Raw genomic sequence first — 12,663 nt, forward strand, 5'->3', positions numbered from 1 at the left:
GTAGCAGATCCTGTGAGCCCAGCTGTTTTTTACAGCATGCACAGCAGGCACCATGAAAGTTGCGCTTACCCTCCCGATAATCAGTGAAAACGAACCGTGCGCTTCCACACTGGCTACAGCGTATCTTCATCACCATTCTGCGTCTCATCCTCCTTTTTAATGCGCCCTGACGGATGCCTGCCTCTGTACGGTTAAGCAGATTTTATCTATTGCTGCGCAACATTATTCCGGACTGCGATGAGAAACGTAATTTCTTATAACGCTGATTGTTTGTTGCCAAATGCGAATTCAACCACTAAAAAGCACTTCATTGATCTCGCTCAATGTTTCTTTACTGTTGGTTAAAATATCCGCGAACACCCCACTCTGACTGGGATTATTGGCACTTAACGCTTATCCTGGTGCAATTAAAAGCAGGAACCGCGCTCAGAAATTTAAGAATTTTTGCTCATTTGATGAGCATTTGTGCCGCAATGACTACGAGAGCCCTTAAAAATGGGTCAGGCAGAGAAAAGCGCTGTTCCGATGAAGATAAAAAAATTGCGTTTTTACTTCTGTCGCCTTCATTAAGAAGAGGAATACGTCTTAATAAGATTTTTCTTTTTAACGTAAGTGCTCTGTAACTCTTAAAGAGAAAAGGTGCGTCTTTCCAGCGGGTTAGCGTTCAGTGCAGGTCATCGCCCTGCTAGCTGTTTACGGACGATTCGCAAGTCCGGAAGCAGGAAAGTGTGATGGACGCACGGAAAGGCGATATTTATCACTTTTTCATCAAATCATGCTGGACAAATCCCTCAGCAATTGCTGTACTAGACCCCGACACAGTTTAGTGTCCATTTTTCATGTAAAGGTAATATAGATGTCTAAGATCAAAGGTAACGTTAAGTGGTTTAATGAATCTAAAGGATTCGGTTTCATTACTCCTGAAGATGGCAGCAAAGATGTATTCGTACATTTCTCTGCAATCCAGAGCAACGGCTTCAAAACTCTGGCTGAAGGTCAGCGCGTAGAGTTTGAAATCACCGACGGCGCTAAAGGCCCATCTGCTGCTAACGTTATCAGTCTGTAAGTTAACAGTCAGAATTCTAAAAACCCGCCTGATGGCGGGTTTTTTTATGGCTGTAATCTGCGCTTCATCCCTTTCATCGTAACCTCCTGTATCGTCCCTGTGGCCGCACAAACTGCGCGGCGGTTCACAATAAATTCCCGTAACATATTTATAACAACCTGGCATGCAGCTTTTTAGTTTGTGACGCTATATAACTGAGCGACAGAACCCGGTGAGTGAGGAGGCAGGATGAACATACGTCAGGCAGAGTTGAAAGACAGTTTTGCGTTGAGTGCCCTGTTGAGCGAGTTAGGCTACGGCGGCACCGAAATCTTCATTGAACAGCGCCTGGCGCAGTTATGCAGCGATCCCAGTGAAGCGCTGCTGGTGGCGGAACATGGCAGCCAGGTGCTGGGTTTTCTTTCCCTGCATTTTATTCCTCAACTGTCCCTGGCCGGTGATTTTGCCCGCATCAGCTACTTCTGCATTGCAGAGGGTGAGCGCAGTAAAGGCGTCGGCCAGCAGCTGCTTCAGCACGCTGAAACGCTGGCAGCGCGTCGTGGCTGCGACCGTATGGAAGTTCATTGCCATCAGTCACGTCTTAAGGCGAATCAGTTCTACGCCCGCGAAGGTTATACTGAGTCCCCCCGTTATCTCATCAAAGATCTGCAAGCGGGTTAACTTCCCGTCCGGAGGCGATGACCAGTGCCCCGGCAATCATTTCCCGCTGTTCATCCCTGAGGCTGGCGATGCTGACGCGAATAAACTGCGTGGGGCCAAGCCGACAGCGCTCGCCCGGCACGACCGCAATCCCGCGGGCCGCCAGCGTAATCATGGCAAACTGCTCCGACGCTACCGGGATATAGAGGCTTAACCCGTCGCGAAGCGGCAAAGGCAGACCGCGCCGCGCCAGCGACGTCAGCATCGCTTCGCGTCGTTGCCGGTAAATTGCGCGCGCGGTGGCAATCTGCTGTTGCGTTGCCTCATCCTCCAGCAGCCACGCGACTGCGTCCTGCAGAATGCGGCTGGTCCAGCTGACGCCAAAATTTCGCCATGACTGTATCCGCTTCACCATCTCCGAGGTGGCAGAGAGCACGGCCAACCGCAGATCCGGCCCGTAGGCTTTGGAAAATGAACGGATGTGTAGCGTTCTCTCAGGAAAACAGACGCCAAGGCTCCAGCTCGCCTCCGCGGAGAGATCGCCAATCCCATCATCCTCAACAATCAGTGTGCTGCTCATTTGCAGAACCTGCGCCAGTGCCTGACGTCGCGCCACGCTGATGCTGTTCCCGGTAGCGGAGTGAGTACGGGGCTGATAGATCAGCATCACCGGTGCCTGCTCCAGCAGAACAGACAGGACATCCGGCAGCGGACCCTCCTCATCACACGCCAGCGGCAGGATCTCTGCGCCGACGTTATCCAGCATATCGAGCAGCCGGGTTGCGGTTGGATCTTCAATAATCACCCGGTCACCCGGCGAGACGAGGGTCTGTACCAGCAGGTTCATCGCATCAAAACCGCCATCCGTTGCCAGAAACGCTTCTGCCGCATAGGGCCAGCGCGGCTTAATCGCCTGAAGCAGCGGCGCTGAAATCGCTTCACGGGTGTAACTATTGAGTTGCGGTGAGTGCAGAGCCGCCTGCAGGGCGCGCTGCAGGTCAGGCAGCAGGGCAGGGTCGGGCGAGGCCAGAGTCAGATCGGCCCGGATGTTATCGCCGTAATTACCGATCTTCTCAAAGCGAATCGGACGCGGCATCACCGTGTTACCACTCACCCAGACACCACTGCGGCCCTTGCCCGCCAGCACTTTCTGCTTTCGCAATTGCGCCCAGGCAGCAGAAACGGTTGCCGGACTGACGCCCAGCTGCTCCGCGATATCCCGCACTGCGGGCATCTGCATGCCTGTCGCAATCTGTCCGTCCCGAATCAGGGCGGAGGCGGCCTGGGCGATGCCTTTCACTGAAGGCGATGTTATCTGGCTGCAAAACCAGTTGAGGTCGACGCTCTCTGTCATAAGAAAATACTTTGTTCAGTAACAAAATAGTAATTGTTCAGGTAAGTATTCCGGATCTAGTATCAAATTCAAGCACTATTTTAAGCCCCTTACCGACGGCCAAGCGTAAACGGAGAGATCATGGCAAAGCTACTCATCAGACTGGCGGTACGCGACTGGGACTACTTCACCCCACTGGCGCTGGGCGATATCAGACCGGAAGGCTTTGATCTGCAGATCGACCGCGTCGGCACGCTGGTGAATGACCTGGCGACCAGCCCCGATTATGACGCGGGCGAAGTCTCCTTCAGCCGTTACGCCCAGAGCCGGGCCAGAGGCGACGAAACCTTACTCGGACTGCCGCATTTCCTGATGCGCGGCTTCCGCCAGCGCTGCATCATCACCACCGCCAGCAGCTCCCTCACTACGCCTGCAGAGTTGAAAGGCAAAAGGATTGGCATCACCGGCTGGCAGGATTCGGGCAATACCTGGACACGCACGGTGCTGCGTGAAGCAGGTGTCGAAATTGATGATGTCTTCTGGTATGCCGGTCGTCTTACGGCAGAGCATCCGATAGTCGATCGTCTGGCGGGATTTGGCCGGCCCGGCCGCATTGAGCCGGCTCCTGACGAGCGACCGCTGATTGAGATGCTGCAGGCAGGTGAGCTGGATGCCATCTTCACTCCCTTTATGCCGGAGGGATTTTTCCTGCCTGATTCGGGTCTGCGGCAGCTGCAGACCGATTTTTATCAGGCGGAACGGGACTACTTTCACCGTGTCGGCTATGTGCCGGGCATTCATATTCTGGCCCTTAAACCGGCGCTGGCGGCGGAACATCCGTGGCTGCCTGCGGCGTTAAGTGAAGTGATCGATCGCTCTTATCAGCTGTGGATGCAGAAAAGAGAGAAATATGCCGACACCACGCCGTGGCTGCTGGACGATTTGCGACGCACTGCGCAGGAATTACCGGCGGACTGGAATCAGAATGGTTTTAGCGCTAACAGGAAGATGATTGCGGACTTTAGCCGCGAGCTTTATCAACAGGGACTGACTCACCAATTACTGACGCCGGAAGCGATGTTTCCGGCCGCTGCGGGAGAAGAGAAATGATGAAAGTGGCACTGGGACAGTTTGCGGTAAGCCGCGAATGGCAGGACAACGCTCATATCTGTCAGGATTTAATGCAGCGGGCGTCAGACGGGGGGGCCGATCTGCTGGTCCTGCCGGAAGGTGTGCTGGCGCGTGATATTGCCGACCCTGATTTAGTGCTGAAGGCAGCACAGCCGCTGGATGGCCCTTTTCTGAGCCAGTTGCTGGCCGCCAGTAAGCACACTGCGCTGACCACCATGATGAGCGTTCACGTTCCCACCGACCAGCAAAAAGCGCTCAACGTGCTGGTGGCTATCCGTAACGGTGAGATCATCGCCGCCTATGAAAAGCTGCATCTGTACGATGCCTTTGCGATGCAAGAGTCGCAGCGGGTCAATCCGGGCCACGTCATTCCGCCGCTGATTGACGTCGCGGGTATGAAAGTCGGATTAATGACCTGCTATGACGTACGTTTCCCGGAGCTGGCGCGTCGGCTGGTGCTGGATGGTGCAGACGTACTGGTGCTGCCTGCAGCCTGGGTTAAAGGTCCGCTGAAAGAGATGCACTGGGAGTTACTGACCCGCGCCCGTGCGCTGGAGAATACCTGCTATATGGTGGCGGTGGGCGAGTGTGGCCCACGCAATATCGGCAACAGTCTGGTGGTCGATCCGCTGGGCGTCGCGGTGGCGAATGCGGCGGAGTCACCCGCACTACTGTTTGCCGATCTCGACCCTGAGCGCGTCGCCTATGCCCGCCGGGTACTGCCAGTGCTGGAGAACCGACGCTTCGCCCGTCCCGAACTCAACTGATCCGCTGAACCAGGAATTCCTTATGACGAAGAGAGCAACCGCCTTAATCGTGGCGCTGGGGCTGACTGCCTCCCTGGCGCAGGCTGCCGACGCTATTCCGGTGCAAAAAGTTGACCAGGCGCTGCATGATCGGCTGCCGGATGAGATCAAAAAAGCGGGCAAAATGATTTCAGTGAACAACGGTTCATTTCCTCCCTATGAAATCGTTAATGGCCCGCACGCGATGGAGGGCGCCTCAGCGGAGCTAACCACCGCGCTGGCGCAACTGCTGGGTGTGAAGATCGAGCATGCGACGGTGAGCGGCCTGTCAGGCGTGCTGACCGGCATCAATGCGGGTCGCTATCAGCTGGCGATTGGCCCGATTGGTGATTACCCGGACCGCCAGCAGAAAGTGGACTTCGTCGATTTTGTGCAGGAGTTTGTGGTGTTCGGCGTGCAGAAGGGGAATCCGGCAAAAATTAATCAGCTGGATGACACCTGCGGCAAGCGTATTGCTGTTATGGCCGCCGGCTCTGCGGAACAGGTTATCCGTAAACAGTCAGCGCAGTGTGTGGCCGATGGAAAGCCGGCGGTGACGGTGCAGGCCTTTACCGATCAGCCTTCGTCTATTCTGGCGGTGCGCTCTAAACGTTCCGATGCCTTCTTCTCATCACAGGCTCCACTGACTTACTTTGTTAATCAGGCGAAGGGACAACTTGAACTGGCGGGCAAAGGGCACAAAAACGGTTTTGGCGATATCTTCCAGGGTACTGTGGTGCCAAAAGGCTCACCGCTGGGCCTGGTGGTGCTGGATGCCTACAAAGAGCTGTATCAGAACGGCACTTATGCAGCGATCATGAAAAAGTGGCAGCTTGAGGGCAACATGACCAAAGCGCCCGGGCTGAATCTGGCGAAAGAGGCCAGCAAATGAGCCCGTCTCGCCATCTGCACCGCGATGAGAGTGGCGAGGCGCAGCTGCGCGACGTGGCGTTCGCCCGCAGCGCGCCCACTTACGGCCGCTGGATCAGCTGGATTCTGGTGCTGGTAATCGGCTCGAATCTGCTGTGGCTGGTGGCGACCAATCCTAATTTTGAGTGGCAGGTGGTGCTGAAGTGGTTTACCGAAGAATCCGTACTGAAAGGGTTGCAGGTCACTCTGGGGCTGACGGTCGTGTCGATGATACTGGGCACGCTGCTGGGTCTGCTGCTGGGCGTCTGGCGGCTCTCTGAAAACCGGCTGCTGCGCGGCGTCGCCGGACTCTATATCTGGTTCTTCCGGGGTACGCCGCTACTGGTGCAACTGATCTTCTGGTACAACCTTTCTACGCTGTTTCCCGCGCTGTCGCTGACGCTGCCGTGGAGCAGCGTCACGCTGGCCAGCTGGAACACCAACGATCTGATTACGCCGCTGACGGCAGCCATTGCCGGGCTGGCACTGAATGAAGCGGCCTATATGGCGGAAATTATTCGCGCCGGTCTGCTGTCGGTGGATAACGGTCAGGTGGAGACCACGCTAGCCTTTGGCATGAGCCGGTCGCGGGCGCTGCGACGCATCATTATTCCGCAGGCGATGCGGTCTATCATTCCGCCCACCGGCAACCAGTTAATCAGCATGATCAAGGCGACGTCGCTGGTCAGCGTGATCGCGATGGGCGATCTGCTCTACTCGGTGCAGGCGATCTACAACCGCACCTTCGAGATCATCCCGATGCTGATGGTGGCAGTGATCTGGTATCTGCTGATCACCTCGATCCTCAATCTGGGCCAGTCCGCCATCGAGCGCTACTATGCGCGTGGCACCCGCCGGGTGGCCAGCGTCCCCAGACGCGCCGCTACGGTAGCGGGCAGCGCGCAATCTCAGCGGGAGGAACAATGAGTCAGAGTGAACCCCTGGTCTGTGCCCGTAACGTGCAGAAGAATTATGGCGACAATCAGGTCCTGAAAGGAATCGATCTGGATGTCTGGCCCGGCGAAGTGGTGGTGATTCTCGGACCCTCCGGGTCCGGCAAATCCACGTTTCTGCGCTGCATCAATCATCTTGAAGAGATGAACGCCGGATCGATTCGGGTCGGCGAAGAGCAGATTGGCTATGTGCTGAAAGGGCATGTGCTGCATCGGCTCTCGCCACGCCAGATCGCCCGTCAGCGTCAGAAAATCGGCATGGTGTTTCAGCAGTTCAATCTCTATCCGCATATGACGGTGCTGCAGAACATCATTGAAGCGCCCATCGGCGTGCATAAATTTCCGCGTCAGGAGGCAATGGCACACGCCCGAGCGCTGCTGGCGACGGTGGGATTAAGTGATAAAGCGGACGCCTGGCCGCGTCACCTGTCGGGCGGCCAGCAGCAGCGTGTGGCGATTGCGCGGGCGCTGGCGATTAAGCCGCAGCTGATGCTGTTTGATGAACCGACCTCTGCACTCGATCCGGAACTGGTGGGGGAAGTACTGGCAACCATGCGTACCCTGGCAGATCAGGGTTTGACGATGATTGTGGTAACCCATGAAATCAGCTTTGCCCGGGAAGCCGCCGATCGCGTTGTCTTTATGGATGGGGGAGTGGTGGTTGAGCAGGGTACGCCGGAAGAGGTGATTGCGAATCCGCAGCATCCACGGACCCAGGCGTTTCTCAGTCGCTTCATCTGAGATCTTACTCTGTTACAGATTCCAGTTGTCGCCGCAGGCAAACTGCGCGTAAATAACAGTCACCGTGATTCGATAAAGTTGAAAGGTTAAATATGGAAGGTATCAGTATTGCCAAGCTGCTGATTATCGGTGCGCTTATCGTACTGCTTTTTGGTACCAATAAGTTGCGCTCTCTGGGCGGTGATCTGGGCTCCGCGATCAAGGGCTTCAAAAAAGCCATGAAAGACGAAGATACCAGTGCAACCCGAACAACGGCTGAAGACGTGCCGGCAGAACGCGTCGTTCATAAAGATTAATCAGTTATTTGCTGCAAATAACTGTTACTTTTTATTTCAGGCCATTTCAGGCACGTATAAAAAAAACCAGGCTGTTTCCAGTCTGGTTTTTTGTTTTTCAGGCGTCTGATAGCAGAGGTGTACTTATTTCACTTCTTCGCCTTTAGCCTGCATATCCGCATGATAGGAAGAGCGGACAAACGGACCGCACGCGGCATGGGTAAAGCCCATCGCCATCGCTTCTTCTTTCATCTCATCGAACTCAGCCGGGCTGACGTAGCGCTGAACCGGCAGATGGTGGCGACTCGGCTGCAGATACTGGCCCAGCGTCAGCATGGTGACGCCGTGGCGACGCAGATCGCGCATCACTTCCACGATTTCGGCGTTGGTTTCACCCAGGCCAACCATCAGACCCGATTTGGTCGGGATATGCGGATGCGCTTCTTTGAACCGCTCCAGCAGCTTCAGTGACCACTCGTAGTTCGCGCCCGGACGTACTTGACGGTAGACGCGCGGTACGTTTTCCAGGTTGTGGTTAAACACATCCGGAGGCGTCGCGGTGAGAATCTCCAGCGCGCGATCCATACGGCCACGGAAGTCCGGCACCAGTGTTTCAATTTTGATGGTGGGATTTTTTTCGCGAATCGCGCTGATGCAGTCGGCAAAGTGCTGCGCGCCGCCATCACGTAAATCATCACGGTCAACCGAGGTGATGACCACGTAGCGCAGGCCCATATCGGCAATCGTCTGCGCCAGTTTCGCGGGTTCATTAGCATCCGGTGCATTAGGACGGCCATGCGCCACATCGCAGAACGGACAACGACGGGTACAGATTGCGCCCAGGATCATAAAGGTGGCGGTGCCATGGTTAAAGCATTCGGCAAGGTTAGGGCAGGACGCCTCTTCACAGACCGAGTGCAGCCCGTTTTTGCGCATCGCAGCTTTGATACCCTGAATACGACTGGAGTCGGCTGGCAGCTTGATTTTCATCCATTCCGGCTTACGCAACATCTCCTGCCGTTCAACAGCCACGGTTTTCACCGGGATCAGCGCCATTTTGTCTGCGTCACGATATTTGACGCCGCGTTCCATCTGAATTGGTTTACTCATAAATCAGCAGGTTCCGGTCGGATTGCGATTTGAAAGCGTTCCCAATCAAACCGGGAAGGGGGCTTTCAACTTTATTTGAAAAAAGTGCAAAAATTATATCATCTCATCGTCTGGGAAGCAGCCACCGTCAGCGCTGAAAAGTTACATATTTGTAAATTCGCATTCTGCGTTAAGGCTTAACAGGAAGATCGCCTGCTATCCATTCAACATTTTCATAACCTGCCAGCCGCGCAAAGGCGCTGACCAGCGGAGCGCGTACCTGCTCTGTGGTCACCTCTGGCTGGAAATGTTTTAACTGGGTCATGCTCATGCCAGCGTAACCACAGGGATTAATGCGCAGGAAAGGCGACAGATCCATGGCCACATTCAGCGCCAGACCGTGAAACGAGCAGCCTTTGCGAATGCGCAATCCCAGCGAGCAGATTTTCTCTTCTCCGACATAGACGCCGGGTGCATCCGCGCGGGCGCGGGCGCTGACGCCGAACTCTGCCAGCGTAGCGATCACCGTCTCTTCAAGAAAAGTCACCAGCTGGCGCACGCCGAGCTTACGGCGTTTTACATCGATCAGGACATACATGACCTGTTGTCCCGGCCCGTGATAGGTGACCTGACCGCCACGATCGCTCTGCACCACCGGAATATCACCGGGCATCAGCAGATGTTCTGCTTTTCCCGCCTGACCCTGCGTAAAGACCGGAGGATGTTCGACCAGCCAGATTTCGTCACGACTCTGGTCATCGCGCTGGTCAGTATAGTGGTGCATGGCGTCGGAGACGGATTGCCAGTCGGACAGACCGGACTGGCGGACAAAGAGGGTTTCAACTGACAAAGCGATAGCCCGCTAAAGGAAAAAACGCTGAGGATAATGTCGGCAAACCGTCAGGTAGCGGCGCCTTGCCGACCCGTAAATTACAGTACCATCCGCACAATTTCGATCTGGCCCAGCTCTTCGTACAGGCGTTCGACCTGCTCAATGTGGGTGGCGTTGATAGTGATGTTTACGGAGTGATAGTTGCCTTTGCTGCTCGGCTTAACTTCAGGGCTGTAGTCGCCGGGCGCATGACGTTGCACCACTTCAACCACTTGATCAACCAGCTCCGGTTGCGCCAGACCCATTACTTTATAGGTAAACGGGGTAGGAAATTCGAGCAGCTCATTCAGTTTGGTTTTCATATTTACTCCGGTGCATAAAAAACAGGCTCCCGCCTGAGCGGGAGCATCATAATATCTGGTAATGGGGACGAAGGGGCGATTTTTCAATCACCCTTTACGCTTAACCGAACCAGTGATGGAACATCAGTTTGATGTAATCCACGATACGGCCAAAGAAACCACCCTCAGAGATCTCGTTCAGCACCACCAGCGGACGCTGTTCGATCGTCTTGCCATCCAGCTGGAAGTTGATGCTGCCGACAACCTGGTTTTTCTTCAGTGGGGCATGCAGTTCTGTGTTGGTCAGCACATAGCTGGCTTTCAGATCTTTCATACGGCCACGCGGAATGGTCAGATAAGCATCTTTTTCCACGCCCAGTTGTACACGGTCATTATCACCAAACCAGACCGGCTCAGAGGCGAACTCTTTACCCGCTTTCAGTGGCGCAACGGTTTCAAAGAAACGGAAGCCCCAGGTGAGCAGTTTCTTGCTCTCAGTTTCACGACCTTTGAAGGTATGACCGCCCATGACCGCAGAGATCAGGCGCATCTGGCCTTCGGTCGCTGACGCCACCAGGTTGTAACCGGCTGAGTTAGTATGACCGGTTTTGATCCCATCCACGTTCAGGTTGGTGTCCCACAGCAGACCGTTGCGGTTCATCTGGCGGATATTGTTGAACGTGAACTCTTTCTCTTTATAAACAGCATACTCTTCCGGCACGTCGCGGATCAGCGCCTGGCCAATCAGCGCCATGTCGCGCGCGGAGCTGTACTGACCTTCAGCGTCCAGACCATGGACGGTCCCGAAGTGAGTATTCTGCAGGCCAATCGCTTTAACGTAGTTGTTCATCAGATTAACGAACGCATCCTGGCTGCCGGCGACATAGTCAGCCATCGCAACACAGGCGTCATTACCTGACTGCAGCACAATTCCACGGGTCAGCTGAGAAACCGGTACGCGGTCGCCTGGCTTCAGGAACATCAGCGAGGAGCCTTTGAAGACCGGGTTACCGGTCGCCCAGGCATCCGGACCGACGGTGACCATATCGTCCTGATGAATTTTGCCGGCTTTCACGGCCTGTCCAATGACATAGCTGGTCATCATCTTGGTCAGACTGGCAGGATCGCGGCGTGCATCGGCGTTTTTCTCTGCCAGCACTTTGCCCGAGTTGTAGTCGATAAGGACATACGCTTCGGCATCAATGTCCGGCACGCCCGGAATCATGGTCTTGAGATTGACGTCATCAGCAATAGCAGCATGGCTGAGAGAGAAAGCGATCAGTGATCCCACTGTCAGGCGTTTCAGCAAACGAGATGATTTCAGCGTGTTCATGTGTAGGACTACAACATCCGTGAGTTTGAGGTTAAAAATGTCACTCATCATACCCAATGCCAGTGAGTCTGGCACCGGGCGTGATGATTGGGTTGTTAGCAGACGTAACGTGTCGCTGTCTGATAAACCGATCAGCGACGCGTGTTAGTAATAAATGAGGCGGTCTGGCCTTCACTGCTCAGGCGCTGTTGTAGCGCAGCCGCTTCGGCGCGTGAGCTGTAGCCGCCGAGCTGAACGCGATAAACGTTGTTGCCCGCGTCTTCGACCTTGCCGGGCACACCGTAACGCTGGCTCAGGCTTTTCATCATCTGCTGAGCACGCGCCGGGTCATTTAGTGCACCGACCTGTACGACATATCCGGCTGCGGCACCACTGCTGGCTGCCGGCGCGGCGCTGGCGACTGCAGGAGCAGCACTGCTGGCGGCTGGTGCGGAACTGGCAGGCGCGGCGGCGGGTGGTTCACTGCCTTCCAGCACGCCGTTCGCTAATGGCTGAGGTGCGCCAAGAAAGCCGCTGCTTTGTACCGGCGCGCCCATGTTGTCACCGCCCTGCAGCGTGCTGTTGCTGATGGCTTCCACGTTTTGAGCAGGCGGTTCAGCGTTTGCGGCGTTGCCGCCATTCATCACCGCACCACCACTCAGGTCCGGGCGGGCAGGCAGCGAGTAGCTCTGTTTGGCGACCACAGTACCAATGGTGCCCGGGCCTGAGAGCGTACCGTCGGGAGCCACCTTGATATAGTCGACCCGCACCCGAGAATTATTGGAGATGTTCAGACGGTCACCGGCTGCCCGCGACAGGTCGATGATGCGTCCTGGCGTGTAGGGGCCGCGATCGTTAACGCGCACCACAATCTGACGGCCGTTCGCGATATTGGTCACGCGCACATAGCTCGGCAGCGGCAGAGTAGGGTGGGCGGCCGTCAGCGCATCGGGATCGTAGGCTTCGCCGGTAGCGGTGCGGTTGCCCTGTGCCTCTTCGCCGTACCAGGTGGCCAGGCCGACCTCGCTGTAGTTCGACGGATCTTTGATGATGCGATAATTTTTGCCATTAACGCTGTAATCCTGGCTGGTGCCCGGATTAACTGGCTCATAACGAGGCTCAACGCCTGGAATCTCTACGACCGGTCCATTGTAAGCCGGTTGCGGCGGCGCCGTATTTTGGGGTTCGGGCGTGGTACAGGCCGCCAGAACCAGTGATGCCAGTGCAACGCCAAGCCATTCCTTACGCATCTGCAGC

General features: G+C 55.6%; 14 protein-coding genes. 8 read left to right on the forward strand and 6 right to left on the reverse strand.

Annotation, left to right across the window (positions count from 1 at the left end; all coding sequences use genetic code 11):
- Window positions 1-856 precede the first annotated feature (856 nt).
- Complete coding sequence (gene cspE, locus AC6I8E_RS04975) at window positions 857-1,066, forward strand: transcription antiterminator/RNA stability regulator CspE (RefSeq protein ID WP_006118399.1); 210 nt, start codon at window positions 857-859, stop codon at window positions 1,064-1,066.
- A gap of 228 nt (window positions 1,067-1,294) precedes the next feature.
- Window positions 1,295-1,726, forward strand: a complete 432-nt coding sequence (locus AC6I8E_RS04980; RefSeq protein ID WP_497824495.1) for a GNAT family N-acetyltransferase — start codon at window positions 1,295-1,297, stop codon at window positions 1,724-1,726.
- Here AC6I8E_RS04980 and AC6I8E_RS04985 read toward each other — a convergent pair.
- On the reverse strand, window positions 1,704-3,059 hold the full coding sequence (locus tag AC6I8E_RS04985; protein WP_497824496.1) for an aminotransferase-like domain-containing protein: 1,356 nt from the start codon (window positions 3,057-3,059) through the stop codon (window positions 1,704-1,706). The two genes, AC6I8E_RS04980 and AC6I8E_RS04985, sit on opposite strands and share 23 nt — an antisense overlap.
- Before the next feature lie 120 nt (window positions 3,060-3,179).
- On the opposite strand from AC6I8E_RS04985, the gene AC6I8E_RS04990 reads away from it, so the two are divergent.
- The 6 genes from AC6I8E_RS04990 to tatE all read left to right on the forward strand — a co-directional run bounded on the left by AC6I8E_RS04990 (window position 3,180) and on the right by tatE (window position 7,853).
- Window positions 3,180-4,148 carry an ABC transporter substrate-binding protein gene (locus tag AC6I8E_RS04990; RefSeq protein WP_497824497.1) on the forward strand — a complete coding sequence of 323 codons (969 nt, stop codon included), beginning with the start codon at window positions 3,180-3,182 and terminating at the stop codon, window positions 4,146-4,148.
- Window positions 4,148-4,936 (forward strand): deaminated glutathione amidase, encoded by a 789-nt coding sequence (locus AC6I8E_RS04995; RefSeq protein ID WP_497824689.1) that lies wholly within the window; start codon window positions 4,148-4,150, stop codon window positions 4,934-4,936. Before AC6I8E_RS04990 ends, AC6I8E_RS04995 begins: the two co-directional genes overlap by 1 nt.
- 22 nt (window positions 4,937-4,958) lie before the next feature.
- On the forward strand, window positions 4,959-5,846 hold the full coding sequence (locus tag AC6I8E_RS05000) for an ABC transporter substrate-binding protein (RefSeq protein WP_033782297.1): 888 nt from the start codon (window positions 4,959-4,961) through the stop codon (window positions 5,844-5,846).
- Window positions 5,843-6,790, forward strand: coding sequence for an amino acid ABC transporter permease (locus tag AC6I8E_RS05005; protein ID WP_497824498.1), 948 nt, complete (start codon window positions 5,843-5,845; stop codon window positions 6,788-6,790). The genes AC6I8E_RS05000 and AC6I8E_RS05005 overlap by 4 nt, the downstream gene beginning before the upstream one ends.
- Window positions 6,787-7,557: an amino acid ABC transporter ATP-binding protein gene (locus AC6I8E_RS05010; protein WP_061061894.1), complete on the forward strand. Its 771-nt coding sequence runs from the start codon at window positions 6,787-6,789 to the stop codon at window positions 7,555-7,557. Before AC6I8E_RS05005 ends, AC6I8E_RS05010 begins: the two co-directional genes overlap by 4 nt.
- A gap of 92 nt (window positions 7,558-7,649) precedes the next feature.
- Window positions 7,650-7,853, forward strand: coding sequence for a twin-arginine translocase subunit TatE (tatE, locus tag AC6I8E_RS05015; protein ID WP_003854033.1), 204 nt, complete (start codon window positions 7,650-7,652; stop codon window positions 7,851-7,853).
- A 123-nt stretch (window positions 7,854-7,976) separates the two neighbouring features.
- Here the strand turns inward: tatE and lipA are convergent, their stop codons facing one another.
- The 5 genes from lipA to rlpA form a co-directional block, all read right to left on the reverse strand.
- Window positions 7,977-8,942 carry a lipoyl synthase gene (lipA, locus tag AC6I8E_RS05020; protein WP_010258979.1) on the reverse strand — a complete coding sequence of 322 codons (966 nt, stop codon included), beginning with the start codon at window positions 8,940-8,942 and terminating at the stop codon, window positions 7,977-7,979.
- A 169-nt stretch (window positions 8,943-9,111) separates the two neighbouring features.
- Window positions 9,112-9,771 (reverse strand): lipoyl(octanoyl) transferase LipB, encoded by a 660-nt coding sequence (gene lipB / locus AC6I8E_RS05025; protein ID WP_497824499.1) that lies wholly within the window; start codon window positions 9,769-9,771, stop codon window positions 9,112-9,114.
- A gap of 80 nt (window positions 9,772-9,851) precedes the next feature.
- Window positions 9,852-10,115 carry a DUF493 family protein YbeD gene (gene ybeD, locus AC6I8E_RS05030; RefSeq protein ID WP_013357093.1) on the reverse strand — a complete coding sequence of 88 codons (264 nt, stop codon included), beginning with the start codon at window positions 10,113-10,115 and terminating at the stop codon, window positions 9,852-9,854.
- Between the two features lie 100 nt (window positions 10,116-10,215).
- The gene (dacA, locus tag AC6I8E_RS05035; protein ID WP_033732040.1) at window positions 10,216-11,427 is read right to left on the reverse strand and encodes a D-alanyl-D-alanine carboxypeptidase DacA; all 1,212 of its coding nucleotides are present in this window, start codon (window positions 11,425-11,427) and stop codon (window positions 10,216-10,218) included.
- 131 nt (window positions 11,428-11,558) lie between these two features.
- Entirely contained in the window at window positions 11,559-12,656 is a 1,098-nt protein-coding gene (gene rlpA / locus AC6I8E_RS05040; RefSeq protein ID WP_013357095.1) for an endolytic peptidoglycan transglycosylase RlpA, read from the reverse strand.
- Window positions 12,657-12,663 lie beyond the last annotated feature (7 nt).

This window comes from Pantoea sp. X-Soil-YNGN-785, assembly GCF_059730585.1.